Below are 22,035 nucleotides of genomic sequence, written 5' to 3'. Positions count from 1 at the left end.
GTGTCTCAAACCTTTTCCTGCAAAAGCCGCGCGGCAACATGGTCCGCCGCTTCCAATGCGCCTTCCAGATAGCCGCCAAACTGCGGGGCCACTTCGGTTCCGGCAAAGATCAGACGGTTGTCCCAAATTCGGTCCAGCGTGCGGGGCAGGCCATAGGAGGGGTGGCTGAACAGCGGGTGTTGATCCTCTTCCACGGCGGTAAACGGGTCGGCGGACCAGTCTTTGATTTGCACATCCAACGGCTGCGCGGCCTCAGCCCCGAACAAGCGGGTCAGTTGTTCCGTTATCATCTGGCGCAGGCGCTGTTGATCTGTGCGCGCCTGCGGCGGCGTTCCAATGAAGCCGAACACCGCATAAGGGCCGGTTTCAGCGGGCGAGGCATCGTGGACCTCGACCATCGGGCCCCAGCGGCTCATGGCATCACCCGACAGCCCGGCCTTGCGCCAAAACGGCGTGTCATAGATCGCAAGGGCCTTGGCTTGACCGGCCATCCACGTGGGGGCGGCTGCCATTGCATTTGTGGCGGCTTCTGGCAGGGCTGGCGTGAAAGACATGCGCATCGCGACCCGAGGGGGCAGGGCCAGAACAACATGCCTCGCGCGGAAGGTCAGACCGTTCCGGCTGGTGGCGATCACACCATCATCGGTGCGCTGCAATGCCTGGATTGGGGTCGCGAGATATATGCGGTCGGGATCAACCTGCTTCGCCAAGCCATCGATCAGGGCGCCAAACCCTCGGTCCACCCGCAAAGACCCCTGCATCGACGAAAACCCGTGCCCGCGCAGGACGCGGCCCTGCTCGTCCTCATAGGTCAACTCGCCCGCAGAATACTGTTCGAACGCGGCCAACCCCAACCGCGCGATCAGCGCTGCGATCCGGGGCTGCCCCGGCCAGAACCACGCGGGGCCAAGATCAAACCCCGCGCTGCCGTTGTGGTGGGTCAGGATACGGCCCCCCAGACGGTCGCGCCCCTCGACCAGTACAAAATCCTGCCCTTGCCGCGCCAGTTGCGCGGCAAGGCTGAGACCTGACAAACCTGCGCCGATGATCAGTGTCTGGGTGTCCAGCGTAAGGTTGCGCCTCACGGTCTCGGCCCCCGATCACACTGCAGGAGGTTGGGCAAAGGGCAAATGCCCGGTTTTCATCCAGACCTTCGCGCCGTCTGGCCCAGCAACCGCCGACAGGGTTTCACCTTCGGGCAAACGCAACCAGGCGTTTTTGGCCAATTGGTCCCCACCCGCTGTGATTTGTCCATCGATCACCAGGATCTCGTGCCCGCCGCTGGCGTCCGAGATCAATTCAGCGCCCGGATCAAGACGACTATATGTGACAACTTCGCGCGCGTCCTCATGCAGGGTTGCGGTTGCCACACCGTTGACGGGCGTTCCAAGCTCATCCGCCATGGTTTTGCGAAACTGCGTGCGGTCATCCATATCGAATTGCCAGAGTTTGACGAAGATCGTGCAGCCGGGGGCAGAGCCGGGCGTGTGGGATGAGGTCGGCGGGTTGCGCACATAGGTCCCTGCCGGGAAGTCGCCATGTTCATCCTGAAACACGCCGTCCAGCACGATGAATTCCTCTCCGCCCGTATGGGTATGGGCCGAGAACGAACTGCCGGGGGCGTAGCGCACGATTGTCGTGGCACGTGCCACTTCTCCGCCTATCCGGTCCAGCATACGGCGATCAACGCCTTTCATCGGCGAAGGCTGCCAGTCCAATCGATCAGAATGAACGACAACGCGGGCAGAGAAATCTGAGTTCAGTTCCATAACGGTTTTCCCTTTTTTGGACGGACCACGGCTGTGGGATATGTTTGAGATAAACTATCTACTACTAGGTAGGGAAATTTCAAGTATCAGTTCCAAATACTCACTTCCGACTTCAAAAACCTGTGGGATTGATCTCAGATCACCCGTGCGCGAGGGCTGCCGCCAGATGATCGATCAAAGCCCGAATGCGGGCCGTCAGGTGCCGGTTGGGCGGGTAGGTGGCATAGAGGCCCAAGACTGCGGTCTCCTGCGCCTCAAGGATAAGCTGCAACCGCCCGTCCGCCAGAAAGGGCCGGGCAGTATAAAGTGGGACGCGACCGATACCCAGCCCGTCCGCCGCCATATTGGCCACTGCGCGCGGGGAATTGGCGCGGAAATTTCCGGATACCGGCACCATGATGTCCCCGTCCGGCCCTTTGAACGCCCAGCTGTCGATCACATTGCCGGTCGTTTGCAGCAGGCAATTATGCTCTGACAGATCCTCGGGTACATCCGGCGCGCCGAACCGGGCCAGATAATCGGGCGCGGCGCAGCAGACGATCCGCATATCTGTCAGTTTGCGCGCGACCAGGGTTGAATCCTTCAGCCCACCGAAACGGATGGCCAGGTCAAAGCCTTCATCCACCAATGAGACGTGGTGATCGGACAGGTGCAGCTCGATCACGACATTCGGATGTGCGTCCTGAAACGGTTTCAGAAGATGGACCAGTTCCGCCGACCCATAGCCGGTCGGGGCCGTGATACGGATGCGGCCTGCCAGCTCGGTCTGGCGTTGCTGCACCAGCCCCTCCAGCTCCTCAAACTGTTCCAACAAAGGCAGGCACCGTTCGAAATAGGCTTTGCCGGTGTCGGTCAGGGTCACGCTGCGGGTGGTGCGGTGGAACAGTTGCGCGTTCAGGCGCTGTTCCAGCTGGCCGACATATTTGCTGGCCAGTTTGGTGCTGATCCCAACCTGCCGCGCACCGTCGGTGAACGAGTTGTGGCTGGCCACGGCCACAAAGGTGCGCATTCCGATGATCGTGTCCATTGTCTACAAAACGTTCATAGTTATTCACCAGTTGAGTATATTATAGTTTAGATGCGGGCAAGTTAGCTTGGGGTTCAGTGACAATCGCCAAAATAAGGAATCCCCCATGTCCCAGACCCTCCGCATTCACAGCTTTCCGCTTTCGGGCCACGCGCACCGGGCCGTTTTGTTCGCAAATCTCGCCGGCCTGCCGCATCGGGTGATTGATGTGGACCTGCCGGGCGGGGCGCATAAACAGGATGACTTTCTGGCCATGAACCCGGCAGGGCAGGTGCCGGTTCTGGAAGATGGTGAGGTGATCATCTGCGACAGCAACGCCATCCTCGTGTATCTGGCGCGCAAATATGCGCCTGACTACCTGCCCAATGACCCCGTGCTTGAGGCCGAGGTGCAGAAGTTCCTGACCCTCGCCGCTGGTGAGATCGCCTTTGGCCCCGCAGCGGCCCGGTTGATCAACGTGTTCAACGCACCGCTGGACAAGGCGTTCACCCACGCGACGGCGGCCAGGGTTCTGGGCAAGCTGGACGCGCATCTGCAAGGGCGCGACTGGCTGGTGGGCGACCGCCCGACCATCGCCGACGTGGCGATCTACAGCTATACCGCCCATGCGCCCGAGGGTGACGTCTCGTTGGATCCATACCCGAATGTCCGCCGTCTTTTGGCGAATATTGAGGCGCTGGACGGCTTTGTCCCGATGCCCAAGACCGCAGCCGGTCTGAACGCCGCCTGACGCGGTTCGGACCCATGACAAAACCGGCCGTGCGATGCCACGGCCGGGCCCTCAAACCCATGCGAGGCCCCCGATGAATGCCACCGGACAAACCGCCAAATCCCCGTTTCACCGCGGCGAACGCGAGATGCAGACACGTATTGGCAAGCGCGAGCGGATGGAGAAAATCGGCCGCACCGTCATACGCCCCTACATGCCGGATCAGCATCGTGAGTTCTTCGGCAAACTGCCCTTTGTCGTGCTGGGCAGCGTTGATCCGCAGGGCTGGCCCTGGGCCTCGGTCCTGTCCGGGCGGCCTGGGTTTCTGTCCACGCCAACCGAAACTTTGCTGGACGTTCAGGCCCAACCGCATCCGGATGATCCGCTGAAAGCGGCCCTTGAAACCGCAGCACCGATTGGAGTGGTCGGGGTCGAGTTGTCGACCCGTCGGCGCAACCGGATGAATGCGACGGTGCAAGAGGTGTCGGAAATCGGCTTTTCGCTGGACGTGCTGCAATCCTTCGGGAATTGTCCAAAATACATCCAGACCCATGATGTTGAGTTTATCCGCGACCCCGCACCCGAGGGGGCACAGATCAATAGTGAGCGGTTTGAAACTCTGGACAAGGCGGCGCGCGAGTTCATCGCCTCGGCCAACTCGTTCTACGTGGCCAGTTATGCTGACGCCGAAGGTGAGCGCAGCGTTGACGTCTCGCATCGCGGCGGGCGGTCGGGGTTTGTGAAAGTTCAAGGCAACAGCCTTGTTGTGCCCGATTTCCTTGGAAACAACTTCTTCAATACGTTGGGGAATTTCCTTGTCACACCGCGCGCGGGCCTGTTGTTCCCGGACTACCAGAACGGTGATCTGCTGATGCTGACCGGAACGGTCGAGGTGCTGGACCCACATCACCCCGACATCGCCGGGTTCCAAGGGGCCGAACGGGGATGGCGGTTTGATATGGTTCAAGGCCTTCGGCTTTGTGACGCCTTACCCTTCCGGGGCGCGTTGACCGAGTTCTCGCCCAACAGCCTGAATACAGGCGACTGGAAAACGGTGACGCAGCAATAGCGGGACCCGGCCCGCCCGACGGCATTTGACCGCAGTTATGTCGCAAATGTGCTAGTGTGGCCGGGAAAACCACGGAACAAACAGGTATGAACCGCGTGTGTATCCTCAACCCTCTGGATCGTCGGGCCACGGGCTGCGACCTCGTTGCGATGTGTCAGTAATCGCCTTTTTGGGCATTTGACTGGCAGGATTGCAAACGAGGACGGACCACCACATGACACACGCGCTGCGATTGGCCATCGACATTGGCGGCACGTTTACCGACACGGTTCTGGTCGAAGGCGAAGACAGGATTCTGGCCTCGACCAAAACCCTGACCACCCATCGAAACCCGGCGGATGGCGCGATGGAGGGCGCGCGGCGGGTCATGGCCGCAACCGGGCGGTCCCTGTCGCAAGTGACGGGGTTCATCCATGGCACCACGCTGGCCACCAACGCTCTGATCGAACGGCGCGGGGCCGTGGTGGCGACGATCTGCACCGAAGGGTTCCGCGACATCCTCGATATCGGGTATGAGCGGCGCTATTCCCAATACGATATCAATCTGGAAAAGCCCGATCTTCTGGTCCCGCGCGAGCGGTCCTTTGTGATCCGCGAACGCATGTCCGCCGAGGGCGCTGTGCTGATCCCGCTGGACGAGGCGCAAGTGGGTGACTTGCTGGCCGAACTGGACGCAAGTGGGGCCGGGGCGGTGGCGATCTGCCTGATGCATGCCTATGCCAACCCCGCGCATGAGCGGCGATTGCGTGATTTGCTGGCCCGGCACCGCCCCGGCCTGACCGTCTCGATCTCATCCGATGTCAGCCCCGAAGCGCGGGAATTTGACCGGCTCTGCACCACGGTGGCGAACGCCTATATCCAGCCTCTGATGCAAAGCTATCTGGCCCGGTTCGTAGATCAGTTCGAGGCCGAAGGCGTAACATGCCCGATCCTGATGATGACCGCAGGGGGCGGCATGTGCACGGTCGAAACTGCGGCCCGTTTTCCGATCCGTCTGGTAGAATCCGGCCCGGCGGGTGGGGCCATTCTGGCGGCACGTATCGCGGCGCGGGCGGGTCTGGATCAGGTGCTGTCATTCGATGTGGGGGGCACCACTGCCAAGCTGTGCCTGATTGATGGGGCTCGCCCGCAGACCTCGCGCGCGTTTGAGATCGCCCGGGCGGCGCGGTTCATCAAAGGCTCGGGCATGCCGGTGCGTATTCCGGTGATCGAGATGATCGAGATCGGCGCCGGCGGCGGCTCGATTGCCGGGGTGGACCGTCTGGGCCGCTTGACCGTCGGGCCACAATCTGCAGGGTCCGAGCCGGGGCCAGTGGCGTTCATGCGCGGCGGCACCGAACCCACCGTGACCGACAGCGACATCACGCTGGGTTACATCGTCCCGGACACCTTTGCCGAAGGACATATCCGGCTGGACCCCGAAGGATCCAAAGCGGCGCTGGCCCGCGTGGTTGGTGAACGGCTGCAACTTGACGCCGTGGGCGCGGCAGATGGCGTCAGTCGGATTGTGGATGAAAGCATGGCCAGCGCGGGGCGGATGCATGCGGTGGAATCGGGCAAGGATCTGGGCCCGCGCACGATGATCGCCTTTGGCGGCAATGGTCCGTTGCATGCCAGCCGTGTCGCGCGCTCTGCTGGCGTGTCGCGCATCGTGATCCCACCCAATCCGGGTGTTGGGTCGGCGGTGGGCTTCCTGTTCGCGCCGGTTTCGTTTGAGATCGTCCGCTCGCGCTATTCGCTGCTGGACAGCATGGATTTGGACGGGGTGAATGCCTTGTTCGATACAATGATTGCCGAGGCGAAAGAGGTCGTGGCCCAAGGGGCGGGTGATGCGCAAACCCAGACCCTGCGCACCGCGTTTATGCGCTATAACGGGCAGGGGCATGAGATCGAAATCCCCCTGCCGGATCGTGCGCTGACGCCCGAAGACATTGCCCCGCTGACCGCAGCATTCGAAGAAGAATACCGCAAGCAATTTTCACGCCCCGTGCCGGGGATGCAGATCGAGATATTGAACTGGGCCGTGCGGGTAGCGACGCTGGACAACATGGTTGCACGGGTGCTCAATGCGCCCGAACGCAATGTGTTCACCGCAACCGAGACGCGCCCGATCACCTGCGATGTGGATGGAACTGCGAAAAACGCCGCTTTCATTGCCCGTGCCGATTTGAAACCCGGCGATCACGTTTCAGGTCCGGCGTTGATCCATGAACCGCAGACCACCACGCTCGTATCTGCCGATTTCTCGGCCCATATGGATGCAATTGGCAATTTGGTTCTGATCCAGGACCAGAAAGGAGGCGCATGATGAGCTCCGACCTTTCCCCGGCCCGCCTGCAAGTGATGTGGAACCGCCTATTGGCAGTAGTTGAGGAACAGGGCCAGACCCTCATCCGCGCCGCCTTTTCCCCCATCGTGAGGGAATGCGGCGATATCTCTGCCGGGATATTCGACGTCGATGGCCGTATGCTGGCGCAGGCCGTGACCGGAACCCCCGGACATATCAACACCATGGCCGAAGCCGTCCTGCATCTGCGCCAACGCTTTGCCGTTCAGGACATGAAGCCCGGCGACATTTACATGACCAACGACCCCTGGCTGGCCTCGGGGCATTTGAACGACTTCCTGCTGATGATGCCCGCGTTCAAGGATGGCAGGGTGGTTGGGTTTACCTCCTGCACCTCGCATCTGGTGGATCTGGGGGGCTTGGGCATGGGGCCGGAAGGCTCGGATATCTATGACGAGGGGCTGCTGATCCCGCCCTGCAAACTGGTCGAAGAAGGCACGCCAAACGCGCTGCTGATGGACATCATCCGTGCCAATTCGCGCGAGCCGATCGCCAATGAGGGCGACATCTACGCCCTGATCGCCTGTTGTGAGGCCGGAGTGAACCGGCTGGTGGCGATGATGGATGAGTTCGGGATCGACGATCTGGACCGTTTGGGCAGCTATATCATCGATACCTCGCGCAACGGCGCGCTGGAGGCCATCGCCGAGGTGCCTGAAGGCGTCTACAAGAACGTGCTGCGCATGGACGGGTACGAGAATGAGCTGGAGCTACACGCCACGCTGACCGTTACCAAGGACGGGATGCATGTGGATTTCACCGGCACGTCGGGTTGTTCAAGAAAAGGCATCAATGTGCCGCTGAACTATGCGACGGCCTATACCGTGTTCGCCCTGCGTTGCATCGTCGGGCCGGATATTCCCAACAATGCGGGCTCGCTGGAACCGTTCACGGTGGACGGCCCCAAAGGCTGTATCCTGAACGCTCAACGCCCGGTTCCGGTGGCGATGCGCCACACGCTGGGGCAGGTGACACCCGATCTGGTGCTCGGCTGCCTGCATCAGGCGCTGCCTGACAAGGTTCCGGCCGAGGGTGCCTCGTGCATGTTCGACCTGCCCATGCGCCACGCGCCCGAGGTTGCGGCCAATGGCGGGCGCGAGTTTGCCATTGAACCCGTGCATAATGGCGGCACCGGTGCGCGGCCTCATGCGGATGGGCTGTCGGCCACGGCTTACCCGTCAGGCGTCTTTGGCTCACAGGTCGAAATTACCGAAAGCGTGGCCCCGGTGATCATGTGGCGGCGCGAGTTGCTGCCGGATTCGGGCGGTGCGGGCAAATATCGTGGCGGGCTGGGGCAGAGGATCGAGATGACCTCGTCCAACGACGCGCCCTTCATCGTGTTCCTGTCGGTCGAGCGGCTGAAATTCCCCGCCTTGGGCCGAATGGGCGGGCAGCCCGGCGCGCCGGGGCGGATCCGGTTTCGGGACGGGGTCAGCGACATCCCCGGCAAGGGCGAGTTGCGGGTCGAAGGCGGGAACTACCTGATCTTCGACACGCCCGGCGGTGGCGGGTTTGGTGACCCGGCAGATCGGAACCCGGATGCGCTGGCGCTGGATCTGAGGCGCGGATTGGTAACGCCCGAAGGATCCAAGGCCTATGGGGGCAAACCATGATCCGGGCGGTCGATCACATCCGTTCCATGGCCGCCTATGCGCTTGCCGATCTTGGGGATGCGGGCACCGTTTCGCTGGCTCAGAACGAAAGCGCCTTCCCTGCCAGCCCAAAGGCCATTGCGGCGGGGCAGGCGGTGATGGGTCAGATGCCGCTTTATCCTGACCCCGATTGGACCGAGTTGCGCGCGGCGATTGCCGAGGTCCACAAGCTTGACCCCAACACGGTCCTGTGCGGTGCAGGGTCGATGGAACTGATCGGCTGCCTGATCCGCACCTTTGCAGGGCCAGGGGACCGGGTGCTGGGTACGGATTACGGCTATGCCTATGTGACGTCGGCCACAGCGCAGGTGCAGGCGGAATACGTGCAGGCGCGTGAGGTCGATCTGACCGTTTCGGTCGATGATATTCTGGCCGCCGTCACGCCCCAAACGCGGATCGTTTTTGTCTGCAATCCGGGTAATCCGACGGGGACGCTGATCCCTAATGCCGAGGTCATCCGTCTGCGCGGCGACTTGCCCAAGGATGTTCTGCTGGTTGTCGATCAGGCCTATGCGGAATTTGCGGATGAGGGCCAAAACCCGGCTGAGGTTTTTGATTTGGTCGGACGTGGAGACACGGTTGTGATGCGCACCTTCTCCAAAGCCTATGGGCTGGCGGGTGCACGTGTGGGGTGGGGCGTGTTCCCGCCCGTGATTGCGGCTGAAGTGCGGAAGGTTTTGAACCCGAACAACGTGTCGATCCCCTCGCAAGCCATGGCAACGGCGGCGATGCGGGATCAGGCGCATATGCGGGAAACGGTGAACCAAACGGCTGCGATCCGGGATCGCTTTGCCGAAGGGTGCCGGGCGCTGGGTCTGTCGGTTTCGCCCAGCCATACCAACTTTGTGCTGATCCGGTTTGCGAATGTTGAAACCGCCCAAAAAGCCGATCAGGCCCTGCGGGCCGAAGGCTTGCTGATGCGCGGTATGGGCGGCTATGGGTTGGCCGATTGCCTGCGGGCCACGATCTGCCGGGAAGCGATCATGGATCGCTGTATGGCCGTGCTGAGAAAGGTGATGTCATGAGCTATGAAACCCGCAGGCGCGCGAAAATCGGCGTTTTGGTGCCTTTCACCAACACCAACCTCGAAACGGATATGATGCTGATGCGCTGCCCGGATACGACGGTGCATTTCCAGCGCATGGGTGGTTATGACGTGGATGAGATTCCGGGCTCGGACCAGATGGCCGGGCTGGGGGCCTCGGATATCAGCCATGATTTGCGGATGATAGCGGGTGTGCGACCCGATGTGGTTCTGTACGGTTGCACCTCGGCCACGCTGACCCATGGCCCCGGCTTTGACGCGCAATTGGCGCAGGACATCAAGGCCGCCTCGGGTGCCATCACCTTCACCGCCGCTGGAGCACTGGTACAGGCGATCAAGGCGTTGGGTGTGTCGAATGTGGGTTTCTCTTCGCCCTATCTGGGCGAGATCAACACGCAGGCCATGGGTTTTCTGGCCCATAACGGGATCGAGACGGTGCGCTGCGCAGATATCGGGCGCGAATTGGGCAATTACGGTCAGGGAGAGCTGACGCCGGAGGAGGTTTTTGACCTTGCCTGCCGGGCCGACGATCCCAAGGCCGAAGCCATTGTCCTCAGCTGCACCGATATGCGCGCGGTCGAGGCGGTTGAACGGATCGAGGACGCGCTTGGCAAACCGGTCGTGACCTCGAACCAGGCGATGATGTTTGCGTTGGTCCAGCAGCTTGGGCTGCCACCACATGCCGGGCTTCCGGGTCGGCTGTTCGACCGATTGTAAGGAAGGTTCTGATTTGTCGACATTCGGATGCCAGCTAAACCCTTTGTGCAGAAGGATTGCCGTGAGATGACCCTATGGATCAACCCCTTGCCGCCATCGCTGACATTGACGATGGTTTCCTTTGAGATACGGATCCCACACGGGCGCAGGCCATCGCGGCCCCGACACTTGGACGCAGTGACAGGAAGTACAACATGATCAAAGACAACCCCGGTCTGATCGCGGCGATCCGCGATCGTTTTGCCCATGTGGATAGCTGCCCGTTTCAGGGCGAGCGTGTTTTCTTTGAAAACGCAGGTGGCGCGCTGACGCTGAAGAAGGTGGCCGAGACCTCGGCTTTCTATGCGGCGATCCCGGACAATCCGGGGCGGATCAATCCGGCGGGGCAGGGCACCCAAAATGTGATCAACAAGGCCAAGGCCGATCTGGGCGTGTTCATGAACGCCTCATCGGGCCAGTTCTTTGCCGGGGAAAGCGGGACTGAGTTGCTGTTCCGGCTGATCCGCACGGCCTGTCTGGTTGCGCCGAAAGGGGCGAAGGTGATCGGGTCCTCAATCGAACACCCGGCGACCCGCAGTGCTGCGCGTCGCTGGGCTGGGATTGCCGGGCTGGACTACGTGAACGTGCAGCATGACGACGAAACCGGGCTGGTCACGGCTGAGGATTATGCCGCGCGGATGACTCCGGACGTGGCGGTGGCGACAATCCTGCATGCCTCACCCGTGACGGGGATGGGCATGGATGTGGCCGCGATCTCAGCCGCGATCCGGGCTGTCTCACCCGACTGTCTGATCATCGTTGATGGTATTCAGCACGCGGCACACGGGCAGTTGGATCTGGATGCCTACAACGTCGATGGCTATGCGATCTCACCTTACAAAGTGTTCTCGCGCCACGGCTATGGCATCGCATGGATTTCCGACAAGCTGAGCGCGCTGCCCCATGACATGCTGATCGATGCGCCGGTAACAGGGTGGGAGTTCGGAACCCGCGACACCGGGTCCTACGCCACCATGTCCGACGTGATCGACTATTTCATCTGGCTGGGCGGCGAGGTGTCCGACGAAACCGATCCGCGCAAACGGATCGAGGCTGCGGGTCGCGCCATTCACGGCTACGAGACGCATCTGACGAACGCGATGATCAACGGGGTCGGAAACCTGCCGGGGCTGCGGGATATGGACCACATTCGCATTCTGGCCGGGGCGGACAACGCTGCGCGTGAGGGGTTGGTGTCGATTGTGGTGGATGGCATCCCGTCGGAACAGGTGGTCGAAACGCTCAATCAGCAGGGTATCCGCACCCATACCCGCAAGGCAGATCATTACTCGGGCAATGTGCTGACGCCGCTGGGACTGTCGGATTGCATCCGCATTTCGCTGTGCCACTACAATACCGAGCAGGAGGTGGCGCAGTTGCTGACTGCCGTGAAGGACATGACCGCCTGAACAAAAAAGCCCGGCCAGAAGGCCGGGCTTTTGGTTTGATCGGATCGCGGCTTTAGAAGTGGACCGATTTCGTTCCGGCGGGCGCTTGCACCGGCGGGGCGAATTTGGTCAGGTCGATGCCTTCGACAGCCGCCTTGTATTCGTCCAGTGTCGGGGTCCGGCCAAGGATGGCGGACAGTACGACAACCGGAGTCGAGCCCAACAACGACTCACCCTTCTTGTCGGGCGCATCCGCCACGACGCGGCCCTGGAACAGGCGGGTCGAGGTGGCCAGAACCGTGTCACCTTTGGCCGCTTTCTCCTGGTTGCCCATGCAGAGGTTACAACCCGGACGTTCGAGGTACAGGATATTCTCGTACTCGGTGCGCGCCTGGGTTTTGGGGAACAGATCGTCGAATTCAAATCCTGAATAGCGTTGGAGAATCTCCCAGTCGCCTTCCTCTTTCAACTCGTCGATGATGTTGTAGGTCGGTGCGGCCACAACCAGCGGCGCGTTGAATTCAACTTTCCCCGAGGCTTTTTCGAGGTTGCGCAGCATCTGCGCCACGATCTTCATGTCGCCCTTGTGCACCATGCACGAGCCGACAAAACCCAGATCCACATGCTTTTCAGCATTGTAGTACGAGATCGGGCGGATCGTGTCGTGGGTGTAGCGCTTGGAAACATCGGCGTTGTTGACATCCGGGTCGGCGATCATCGGCTCGACGATCTGGTCCAGATCGACGACAACTTCGGCGAAGTATTTCGCATTGTCATCGGGGCGCAGGGCAGGCTTTTCACCCGACCTGATCTGAGCAATGCGCGCATCGGCGATGTTGACCAGCTTTTGCAGCATGCCGTTTTCATGCTCCATGCCTTTTTCGATCATGATCAGAATGCGCGACTTGGCCAGTTCCAGCGAGCCGATCAGCGTCTCATCATCCGAGATACAGACCGAGGCTTTGGCCTTCATCTCGGCGGTCCAGTCGGTGAAGGTGAAGGCCTGATCCGCCAGCAACGTGCCGATATGCACTTCGATCACACGGCCCTGGAAAACGTTGTCGCCATGCTGTTCCAGCATCTGCGCCTGCGTCGCATGCACCACGTCGCGGAAATCCATGTGCTCGGCCATTTGGCCCTTGAAGGTCACCTTGACCGATTCCGGGATCGGCATCGAAGCTTCACCGGTGGCCAGCGCTAGTGCCACGGTGCCCGAGTCCGCGCCAAAGGCGACGCCTTTGGACATACGGGTGTGGCTGTCGCCGCCGATAATGACCGACCAGTCGTCCACGGTGATGTCGTTCAGCACCTTGTGGATCACGTCGGTCATCGAATGATAGACGCCTTTCGGGTCACGCCCGGTGATGAGGCCGAAATCATTCATGAACTTCATCAGACGTGGCGTGTTGGCCTGCGCCTTGGCGTCCCAGACCGATGCAGTGTGACAGCCCGACTGATAGGCACCATCGACGCTGGGGGCCACGACGGTTGCGGCCATCGCCTCAAGTTCCTGCATGGTCATCAGGCCGGTGGTGTCCTGCGAGCCGACGATGTTGACCTTCACCCGCACATCCGAACCGGCGTGCAGGGTCTTGCCCGGCGTCGCGCCCACGGCGTTTTTGTTGAAGATCTTCTCAACCGCGGTCAGGCCCTGACCCTCGTGGCTGATTTCCTTGGACAAGGCAAAGACCAAAGGTGCCTCGATGCCAAGCGTTTCGGCCGCAAATGTCTGAAGTTTCTTGCCGAAAACTATGGCGTAGGAACCGCCCGCCTTCATGAATTCCATCTTTTGCGGTGTGAAGGACGACGAGACGTCGACCAGTTCGTCACCATCCTCACTCAGCAGCTTGTGGCTTTTGGTGTCGATTTTCAGAACCGTACCGGTCGCAACCGAATATTTCTGTTCCAGAACCGGGTTGCCGTCGTTGTTGAGGATTGCGTTGCCGTCCTCATCCACCTTCTTGACCCAGTTTTTCAGGTCGATCCCGATGCCGCCGGTCACGCCAACGGTGGTCAAAAAGATCGGCGAGATGCCATTGGTGCCCGCCACGATCGGGGCGAAGTTGACGAAGGGCACATAGGGGCTGGCCTGCTTGCCGGTCCACAGCGCCACGTTGTTGACGCCAGACATACGGGACGAGCCCACGCCCATGGTGCCTTTCTCGGCAATCAGCATCACGCGCGCGTCGCGGTGCTGGAGTTTCAGCGCCTCGATCTCTTGCTGCGCCGTCTCGGAAATCAGGCATTTGCCGTGCAATTCCCGGTCAGCCCGCGAATGCGCCTGATTGCCTGGCGACAGCAGGTCGGTCGAGATATCGCCTTCGGCAGCGACATAGGTAACGACCTTGATCTCTTCGTCGATGTCGGGAAGCTTGGTGAAGAACTCGGCCTTGGCATAGCTTTCAAGGATGTCCTTCGCGACCGGGTTGCCAGCCTCGAACGCGGCTTTCAGACGGTCGGTGTCGGCATCGTACAGGAAGACTTGTGTTTTCAGCACCTCGGCCGCTTTGCCAGCGATCGAGGCGTCCTGACCCAGGGCCAGATCCAGCAGAACCTTGACCGAGGGGCCGCCTTTCATGTGCGACAACAGCTCGAACGCAAAATCCTGCGAAATCTCTTCGACGGCGGCTTCGCCCAGAATGATCTCTTTCAGAAAGCCTGCCTTTTCACCGGCGGCGCTGGTTGTGCCCGGCAGGGTGTTGTAGATGAAATAATGCAGCGAATCCGCGCGATATTCGTTCTGCGGATCGCGGATCTGATCAATGATTTCTTTCGTCAAAGCCCCATCATCGATGGGTTTGGGGCTGAGGCCCTGTTCTTTGCGGGTTTCGATTTCGGCAAGGTAATCTGTATAAAGGCTCATGGCGTGTTCCGACGGTTTGGGCGAGAGCGCGAGGTGCGTTTGGCACCTGGCCATTTAGTTTGTATGCCGCGGTATACGAAATGCCAGCCGGTTGCAAGCACTACAGCTGTGGCGCGTTGTCTCTACCCTGTAATCAGCGGATGATCGAAATCCAGACATCGCCAACGCGGAACCGGCTGTTCATGCCCAAACGCGTCGGTTTTTCCGGCCTGATCTGCCGTCCACCAATGAATGTTCCGTTCGACGAGCCCAGATCGCGCAGGTAGAGTTGGTTGCCCTTGGCGATCTGGATCACGCAATGTTGCCCGGACGCCTTCTTGCTACGCTCCAGCGACAGGTCGGCCCAGCCGGAATCGCGCCCAATCTTGATCTGGTGGGTGGACGCGATTCCCGGCACATCGCGGAAGACGATGGATTTGCCCTGATCCGGGCCGGACGAAACCGCCAGACGCCACATCTTGATCGGGCGCGGCGCCATGGGGCTGAACCATCGCACCTCGGCGGCCCGGTCATAGCGCGCGGCCGAGTTCGGGTTCAGGCCAGTCAGGCCAAGGGTCATGATCTTTTTCATCGCCCGCGACGACCGGCGCATTGCCGAAACCGGCTTGCCGCTTTTGTCACGCATGTTCAGGCGCATGACAAACCGACCGATGGTTGCGCCGCTCAGGATGCCTTCGCAGATCAGCCAGTAGATCAGCACCAGCGCCAGAAACAGGCCAATCGGCAGGGCAAGGCCCGCCTGATGCAACCGAAGCTCTTGCCGCAGTACGGGTTCAAGCGTGGCAACGACAAAGCCCAGAAACATGAAATCCAGCAGGGCCGCCGCGCTAAGCAGGCGCGCAGCGTTCTTGTCGTCCAAAGGTCCGCCGATCATCATTATCGTGTCCCCAGCAATGTCAGAACCAGGAACAGGGCCGCGCCGATTGAAAACAACAGCAGCGCGTCACAGCGCAACCTCAGCGCATGTCTGCCCCCGGCGTTGGAACTGCGAAAATGGAAACCCGCCACCCAAAGCGCCAGACCCATGCCCGCGACGGTAAACAGCAGGGTCTCGGACAGGATCTGCTGTCTGAGCGATACCGCCAGCCACTCGGCCGCGCCGACGATCATTCCGCCCCACAGAATGGCCACGACATAGGCCGCGAAGCTGAGGGATTCATTGTTGGACCGGCTCAACCACGCGACCAGAGCGCCCAGCCCCCAGCCCAGTGCCGCCGCAATCAGAATCAGCAGTGTCATGCGAACCGGCAACGAGAGGCTGGCAACTTCAACATTAAAGACCACACTGGTGGTATTGTTCGCGAAATTCGAGCTAATGCCCAAAAGCGCAAACAGCGCGCCAATTCCTGCGGCAATGTGTCCGGCAAATGCAAAAATCTCGTTTGCCAGATTCATCTTGTCCCGAATACCAAGGGGTATTTTCATCTTTAAACTCTACCTATGAACGAATCTTCGAAAGTGTTTGGTCGAAAGTGTCCCGAATCAGTATCCTGTAATCACAAGACATTCGCGAATCGTTGATTGAAAATAAAAAACATGTGAGTTCATAATCAACTACGAAGAAAAATTTGTATTACGGAGTAACGAGATGCGTACAGCCGCAGTGTCCCTTTTTGCTGCTATTTCCCTTTTCATTTCAGCCTGTACCGAAGAGACGATCCAATCCGCGTCATCGTCGTCGGTGGCCGGTAAGACCCAGCAGGAAAAGCAACTTGAAAAGCAAGTTCGCAGCCTGGATCAGGTGTCCAAGGACATCATTGTAAACAACACGGTTCAGGGTGCCGTTGCGGGTGCCATTGTCGGCTGCGGACTTGGACTGCTGCTGGGTGGTGACGCTGGTGATTGCGCTGCGGGTGCCGCCGCAGGGGGGCTGATCGGCGGTGTTGGCGGCAATCAGGTCGGCAAGCAGGCCGCAGCCAAAAACGTCGAGATTGTAAACAGTAAGGCGGTTCTGGCCAATCTGTCGAATGTCAGCAAACAGCTGAACTCGGTCGAAGCGAACCTGCGTTCGGTTCTGGCCTCGCAGAACGCAGAACTGAAGTCGCTGCGTCGTCAGTTGGATGGCGGGCAGCTGTCGCAATCCGCGTATAACCAGCGTGTCAAGGCGATCAAATCCAACCGTCAGGTGGTCTCGACCGAGCTCAAGCGCAGCGAACAGAATATGGACAACACCATTTCCGAGCTTCGGACGGCCTCAAGCAAAGGCCAGCCCGGTTTGGGCGGTGCGACCAATGCGGCGGTCAGCAATAAAAACCGTCTGGCCCGGACCCGCGCATCCATTAATCTGCTTTAATTTCCTTTGACCCGCGTCTGTCTTTCAGGCGCGGGTTTTCCAATAGTAAGTGTGGTAAAATGACGTGTGATCTTTTCCGTTTCTCAAAACCAGTAGCTTTTGTTTCCTTGATTGCGATTGCCGGTTGTACCGGATCGACCGATCCGACAACGGCCACATTGTTCGACAATATCGCAAACCTGAATTCGGGCGAATATGACCGCCAGATCGCCAATAACAAGGCGCAGGCGGATGCCATTATTGCGCAAAACCGGGCAGCCGAGCAGCGCAACGCGCAATTGGCCGCACAACGGGATGCCAACAGTTCCGAAATCGCGTCGCTGCGTCAGCAGATTGCCGAAGTGAAGGCGCAAGGTGCGCAGGCGCGTGCGGCCTCGGCCTCGGACCCGGTGAAGCTGCAGCAGGTGCAGGCGCTGGATAACCAGCTGAGCGCGGTCGAGCGTGACGTGAACAGTGGCGCAAGTGCGTCGGTCGTGTCGTCCGAACTGAACCGGATCAAAGCGGCCTATCGCGCGTTGTCGATTTAATACCAATCACGTCAGGTCGGCGCTTGTCGACGCATGCGACGACCGGGACGTCTTGCCTGAGGGGGGTCTTGGGATCGTGACCTACGGATTTTCACGCAGATTTCTGGCGCTTGCCGCCGCTTTGGTCATTTCGGGCGCAGCCCACGCGCAAGAGGGGAAGACCCGCGCACCAGCCACCGGGCTGGCCATTTTGGATTGCGCCCCGGAAGCCCCCGCGCCTGAGGACAGTTGCCTTGTGCGCGTCCCGTCCGGCAATGAACGCGGCGGGATGAGCTTTCGGTCGCTGGGCGATGCGCAGGCCGATTTCGAGTTCGTCAAATCTGTGGACGATCTGCCCGGTAATCTGACGCTGTCGGCAACGATGGTTCTGATCGACCTGTCCGTGGGCGAGCGCAGCGGCCGTCTGCGCAGCTGGAACCGCGAACGCGAGTTGATCTCGCGCGTTGTCAGCAACCTGCCGACGGACGAGAAAGTGGCGATCTATGGGTTTGGCAACGACATTGTCGAATTGTCGCCCTTTTCGACCAGCCGCGCCCGCGCCGAGGATGTGATCGAAGACCTTGAGATCAAGGAACAGAACACCCGCCTTGTCGCCAACGCCACCCGCGCCATCGAATTGCTGAGCCAGCAGGACGATGTGCTGCTGAAAAACCTGATCCTGATCACCGACGGCGATGAGGAAGGTCTGGCCACGGTCGAAGAGATCTCGGAAGCGGCTGAGCGTGAGGGTGTATCGGTCTCGGCCCTTGGCATGTTCTGGCGGGCGCAGGGCAATGCGCGCACAACGCGCGGCATCGATGTTCTGAAACGCCTGACCGACCCGCAAAACGGTTTGATGGAAGAGGTGTTCCTGCAGAACCAATCCGATGCGACCTCGGTCGTGGCGGATTTCATCCGGTCTTATGGCAACGCGGTCAAAGGCTCGGGCCTGATCGTTCCCGTTGGCGATCCCGCGCCTGCGCGGATCACCATCGACATGATCCAACCGGTTGTGGGCCAGCCTGGACAGACGGAAACCAAAAGCTACTCGGCCGAATTCCAGCCCGTGGTCGATCCCACGCCGACGCCGGATCCAGTGGTCGACCCGGTTGAAGAGGGTCTGATTTTCGGCCTGCCGGCGCTGTATGTGTATATCGGGGCCGGGGTTCTGTTGCTGTTGCTGATCCTGTTGATCGTGCTGCTGACCCGGCGCGGATCGGGCGATGACGGCGATGATCTGGAAGCGGGAGAGTTCGACGATGGCGACATCACCGGCATGCGCCCGCCGCAGGATGACGCGCGCACCGTGGCCACCGCTCCGCCGCCGATTGCCTATCTGGTGCGGGTCGATAACGGACATCGGTTCCCGGTGCCGTCTGGCCGCTCGACCCTTGGGCGCAGCAGTACGAACGGCGTGGTGATCCCGGATGGCGGTATCTCGCGGGTGCATGCAGAGCTTAGCGGCTCACCCGATGGGCGGTTCACGCTCAGCGATCTGGACAGCCTGAACGGGACGCTGGTCAACGAGCGCAAGATCAAGGGCGCACAAAGAGTGAATGTGGGTGACACGTTGGGCCTTGGGTCCGTTCGCCTGAAACTGGTCCGGGCATAACCCAGCGGCCAAACACACAGGAAAGGTGAAGAACATGGGCAACGACAACAAGACAAGCTGGCTGTTCGACAAGGACGAAGAAGACCTGAACGACGATATGGACTTCGGTTCGGATGACGGGTTTACCGAAAGCATTTCTCCGTCGGATGACGAGGCGACGCATGCGATGCCAAGCGGGTCGTCCTTCAGCGAAGCGCCGACGGAATATGTCGAGGATGACAAGACGCAGATCTATCACGGTGGCATGTCCAAGAATTTCTCGGACAAGGCCGAGTTCGACCCGATGGTGGATCCGATCACCGGCTGGCTGGTCGTGGTCAAGGGGCCGGGGCTGGGGCAATCGGTCAATCTGGGCTCGGGCATGAACACGCTGGGCCGCGACGGTGCTGAGCGTGTGTCGTTGGATTTCGGCGACAAGATGATTTCCGGCAATGATCACCTTCGGATCATTTTCGACGATGCCAACCGGGTGTTCTTTGCCGCCCCCGGCACGGGCCGCAATATCAGCCGGATCAATGGTCAGATCGTGGCGACGACCATGCCACTGGAAAACTACGCGTTGATCGAACTGTCCAAGCAGACGCATGTGCGGTTCGTCGCCTTCTGTAACGAGGATTTTGACTGGTCGGAACTGGCCGAAAGCTCTGACGACTGATCCAGATGACAATCATCAGCGGCAAACAGAGCCTGGGCCAGCGCGACAATCAGGAGGATGCGTTCGATCTTGTCTATCAGAACGAGCGTGATCCCAAGTCCGACATCCTGATGCTGGTCGCCGATGGGATGGGCGGCCATGCCGGGGGTGAGGTTGCATCCAACCTGGCCCTGTCGGCGTTCAAAAAGCACTTTGTCGGGGGCTCGGACGCGCCGCGCCCGCGCGACCGGCTGCAAGAGTCGCTGACGGCGGCAAACGAGGCCCTGCGCCAGCGCATCGCCACGCAGCCTGACCTTAAGGGGATGGGCTGTACCTTGGTGGCGGCGCTCAAGCTGGGGGACCGGCTGATCTGGGTGTCGGTGGGCGACAGCAGCCTGTTTCTGCTGCGGGACGGGCGGCTGAAAAAGCTGAATGCGGATCATTCGCTTTATGGTGAATTGCTGCAGATGGTGGCGGCCGGAAAACTGTCTCAGGAAGAGGCCGACAGCCATCCGCGCCGCAACGCGCTGCGCTCGGCCCTGATGGGCGACCGGATTTCGCTGACGGATGTCAACGCGATCAGCCTGAAACCGGGGGATGTGGTTCTGTCCTGCTCGGACGGGCTGGATACCCTGTCACAGGCCGAGATTCGCGAAATCCTTCAGAATGGCAAAAGCCGCGATATGCGCGGTGTTGCATCCGATCTGCTGAACGCGGTCGAGGCGAAGGGAAAGCCGAAGCAGGACAACACCACGGTTGTCGTCTACGCCCATGTTCAGGACGGCATGAGCAGCCTTTTGCGAGGTAGCCAATGGGCGTTCCACAATTCGGACAGGAACAATAAATCCCTGAAATACGCGGCGATTGGACTGGGGGCGCTGGCCGTTGTCGCAACGGCAGGGGCGTTGATTTTCAGCCAGGGCGGCGAACCCGAGGTCACGCAGGAGGAAGAGCCCGCGCCAACCCCGCCCGTGCAGCAGGAAGAACGGCGAATCGGTGACAGTTCGGTCGACGAAGATCCGGCAGTGTCAGACCCGGACGGCGATGGTCAGCCGCTGACGGAACCCGAGCCGGAGGGTCAGGAGGACCCGGATACAGGGCCCGCGACACGCTCGCCGGATGAAGCCGAGCCCGAAGCACCGGCCCCGGAAGCGCCGCAAGAGTCGGAAACCCCGCAAGTGGAAGAGGAACCAGCATCCGAACCCGTCCCGAACGAGGGTGAGGCAGAGGATGGTGAACCCCTTGGTGAAGGAAGGTAGACCCAACAGTGTCCGTGCATCTGCCAAAGGGAGAAACCTTTGCCGGTTACGTTCTTGGCGACGTGCTGGGGCAGGGGGGGTTTGGCATCACCTACCGCTCGCGCAATCGCGAAACCGGCGAGCGGTTCGCGATCAAAGAGTATTTTCCGGCGGATTATGCAGATCGCGGCCCCAACAACGCGGTGTCGCCCACATCCGAGGGGCGGCAACTGTTTCACATGGGGCTTGAAGCCTTCCTGCAAGAAGCCAACCTGCTGCGCGATCTGCCCCAGCAGCAGGGCCTGATGCGGGTGCGTGCTGCGTTTCGCAAGCACGGTACGGCCTATTGCGTGATGGAATATATCCACGGCGATCCGCTGGACCGGATGATGGCGCGCATGATCGACGCGCGGGGGTCGGTGCCGCAGGACCTGGTGATGACCTTCCTGAGGTCGATGCTGGGCGCGTTGGACGCGGTGCATGAAGTTGGCGTGGTGCACCGGGATATGAAGCCCGCGAATGTCATGATCCGCAAAGACGGTCAGCCGATCCTGATCGACTTTGGCGCGGCGCGGCTGATGGGGAAATCCAGCGGGTTGGCCTCGATGTTCACACGGAAATATGCGGCGATTGAGCAATTCCCCGCGGAAAAGACCGGTCTGGCCGGAGGCGTTCATGAAGGCCCGTGGAGCGACCTGTTCGCCTTGTCCGTGATCCTGTACGAGATGGTCTCGCAAAGCCTGCCGCCCAATGCCGAAGAGCGTTGGAAAGAAATGCGGGCCAGCGGGCGGGACCCTTATGTCCCGGTGCGTCAGAACCTGAAACGCAACCGCGTTCAGGCGCAATATGACGACGCGCTGCTGAATGCCATCGACATGGGCTGCAAGCTGCTGCCACGGGATCGCATCCGCACTGCCCGCGACTATGCGCGCGTTGTTGGTATCGACCTGCACGCGCCCCAAGCAGTCCCGCGCAATTCCGCGCCCGAACCGTGCAAAAAAGGGACCAACCGCCCAACACCGAAACCTCGAAAACGGGGTGGATCGCGGGCGGCGTCGGTACTGGTCTTGCTGTTGATCCTGGTCGTGGCTGCGGCCGTCATTGCATATGGAATCCTGATGTGAGTG

19 protein-coding genes are annotated in these 22,035 nt (G+C 60.6%); 13 read left to right on the top strand and 6 right to left on the bottom strand.

Translation table 11 applies throughout. From position 1 onward, the window contains the following. Nucleotides 1-5: 5 nt before the first annotated feature. From ACR0MO_RS12535 to ACR0MO_RS12525, 3 genes are all read right to left on the bottom strand, one after another. Nucleotides 6-1,085 carry a flavin monoamine oxidase family protein gene (locus ACR0MO_RS12535; protein WP_480891546.1) on the bottom strand — a complete coding sequence of 360 codons (1,080 nt, stop codon included), beginning with the start codon at nt 1,083-1,085 and terminating at the stop codon, nt 6-8. 15 nt (nt 1,086-1,100) lie between these two features. After that, nucleotides 1,101-1,769, bottom strand: a complete 669-nt coding sequence (locus ACR0MO_RS12530) for a cupin domain-containing protein (protein ID WP_170453971.1) — start codon at nt 1,767-1,769, stop codon at nt 1,101-1,103. 139 nt (nt 1,770-1,908) lie between these two features. Further along, complete coding sequence (locus ACR0MO_RS12525; protein WP_170524658.1) at nt 1,909-2,796, bottom strand: LysR family transcriptional regulator; 888 nt, start codon at nt 2,794-2,796, stop codon at nt 1,909-1,911. Nucleotides 2,797-2,902: 106 nt separating this feature from the next. On the opposite strand from ACR0MO_RS12525, the gene ACR0MO_RS12520 reads away from it, so the two are divergent. The 7 genes from ACR0MO_RS12520 to ACR0MO_RS12490 all read left to right on the top strand — a co-directional run bounded on the left by ACR0MO_RS12520 (nt 2,903) and on the right by ACR0MO_RS12490 (nt 11,783). Further along, nucleotides 2,903-3,526 carry a glutathione S-transferase gene (locus tag ACR0MO_RS12520; RefSeq protein ID WP_170453967.1) on the top strand — a complete coding sequence of 208 codons (624 nt, stop codon included), beginning with the start codon at nt 2,903-2,905 and terminating at the stop codon, nt 3,524-3,526. Nucleotides 3,527-3,599: 73 nt separating this feature from the next. Beyond that, complete coding sequence (locus ACR0MO_RS12515; RefSeq protein WP_480891544.1) at nt 3,600-4,574, top strand: pyridoxamine 5'-phosphate oxidase family protein; 975 nt, start codon at nt 3,600-3,602, stop codon at nt 4,572-4,574. A gap of 214 nt (nt 4,575-4,788) precedes the next feature. After that, entirely contained in the window at nt 4,789-6,882 is a 2,094-nt protein-coding gene (locus ACR0MO_RS12510; RefSeq protein ID WP_480891541.1) for a hydantoinase/oxoprolinase family protein, read from the top strand. After that, entirely contained in the window at nt 6,882-8,534 is a 1,653-nt protein-coding gene (locus ACR0MO_RS12505) for a hydantoinase B/oxoprolinase family protein (RefSeq protein WP_480891538.1), read from the top strand. Before ACR0MO_RS12510 ends, ACR0MO_RS12505 begins: the two co-directional genes overlap by 1 nt. Continuing rightward, nucleotides 8,531-9,598 carry a pyridoxal phosphate-dependent aminotransferase gene (locus tag ACR0MO_RS12500; protein ID WP_480891537.1) on the top strand — a complete coding sequence of 356 codons (1,068 nt, stop codon included), beginning with the start codon at nt 8,531-8,533 and terminating at the stop codon, nt 9,596-9,598. The genes ACR0MO_RS12505 and ACR0MO_RS12500 overlap by 4 nt, the downstream gene beginning before the upstream one ends. Continuing rightward, nucleotides 9,595-10,335 carry a maleate cis-trans isomerase family protein gene (locus tag ACR0MO_RS12495; protein WP_480891535.1) on the top strand — a complete coding sequence of 247 codons (741 nt, stop codon included), beginning with the start codon at nt 9,595-9,597 and terminating at the stop codon, nt 10,333-10,335. The genes ACR0MO_RS12500 and ACR0MO_RS12495 overlap by 4 nt, the downstream gene beginning before the upstream one ends. 194 nt (nt 10,336-10,529) lie before the next feature. Beyond that, entirely contained in the window at nt 10,530-11,783 is a 1,254-nt protein-coding gene (locus ACR0MO_RS12490; protein WP_480891533.1) for an aminotransferase class V-fold PLP-dependent enzyme, read from the top strand. Between the two features lie 52 nt (nt 11,784-11,835). Here ACR0MO_RS12490 and ACR0MO_RS12485 read toward each other — a convergent pair whose 3' ends face one another. The 3 genes from ACR0MO_RS12485 to ACR0MO_RS12475 all read right to left on the bottom strand — a co-directional run bounded on the left by ACR0MO_RS12485 (nt 11,836) and on the right by ACR0MO_RS12475 (nt 16,050). Further along, the gene (locus ACR0MO_RS12485; protein WP_480891530.1) at nt 11,836-14,625 is read right to left on the bottom strand and encodes a bifunctional aconitate hydratase 2/2-methylisocitrate dehydratase; all 2,790 of its coding nucleotides are present in this window, start codon (nt 14,623-14,625) and stop codon (nt 11,836-11,838) included. Nucleotides 14,626-14,758: 133 nt separating this feature from the next. Then, the gene (locus tag ACR0MO_RS12480; protein ID WP_170453953.1) at nt 14,759-15,502 is read right to left on the bottom strand and encodes an FHA domain-containing protein; all 744 of its coding nucleotides are present in this window, start codon (nt 15,500-15,502) and stop codon (nt 14,759-14,761) included. Further along, complete coding sequence (locus ACR0MO_RS12475) at nt 15,502-16,050, bottom strand: sensor histidine kinase family protein (protein ID WP_170524687.1); 549 nt, start codon at nt 16,048-16,050, stop codon at nt 15,502-15,504. Before ACR0MO_RS12475 ends, ACR0MO_RS12480 begins: the two co-directional genes overlap by 1 nt. Before the next feature lie 163 nt (nt 16,051-16,213). Here ACR0MO_RS12475 and ACR0MO_RS12470 point away from each other — a divergent pair, with 163 nt between their 5' ends. From ACR0MO_RS12470 to ACR0MO_RS12445, 6 genes are all read left to right on the top strand, one after another. Then, nucleotides 16,214-16,918: a hypothetical protein gene (locus ACR0MO_RS12470; RefSeq protein WP_170453949.1), complete on the top strand. Its 705-nt coding sequence runs from the start codon at nt 16,214-16,216 to the stop codon at nt 16,916-16,918. 59 nt (nt 16,919-16,977) lie between these two features. Further along, nucleotides 16,978-17,445, top strand: coding sequence for a hypothetical protein (locus tag ACR0MO_RS12465; protein ID WP_170622254.1), 468 nt, complete (start codon nt 16,978-16,980; stop codon nt 17,443-17,445). Nucleotides 17,446-17,521: 76 nt separating this feature from the next. After that, nucleotides 17,522-19,036: an FHA domain-containing protein gene (locus ACR0MO_RS12460; RefSeq protein WP_480891527.1), complete on the top strand. Its 1,515-nt coding sequence runs from the start codon at nt 17,522-17,524 to the stop codon at nt 19,034-19,036. 34 nt (nt 19,037-19,070) lie between these two features. After that, nucleotides 19,071-19,691, top strand: a complete 621-nt coding sequence (locus tag ACR0MO_RS12455) for an FHA domain-containing protein (RefSeq protein ID WP_480584907.1) — start codon at nt 19,071-19,073, stop codon at nt 19,689-19,691. A gap of 5 nt (nt 19,692-19,696) precedes the next feature. Next, nucleotides 19,697-20,929: a PP2C family protein-serine/threonine phosphatase gene (locus ACR0MO_RS12450; protein WP_480891525.1), complete on the top strand. Its 1,233-nt coding sequence runs from the start codon at nt 19,697-19,699 to the stop codon at nt 20,927-20,929. 8 nt (nt 20,930-20,937) lie between these two features. After that, nucleotides 20,938-22,032 carry a serine/threonine protein kinase gene (locus ACR0MO_RS12445; RefSeq protein WP_480891522.1) on the top strand — a complete coding sequence of 365 codons (1,095 nt, stop codon included), beginning with the start codon at nt 20,938-20,940 and terminating at the stop codon, nt 22,030-22,032. Nucleotides 22,033-22,035: the final 3 nt, after the last annotated feature.

The organism is Ruegeria sp. K5 (assembly GCF_056531805.1).
Note: the sequence above shows the minus strand (reverse complement) of the source record. Positions and strands in the feature narration are given on the sequence as shown.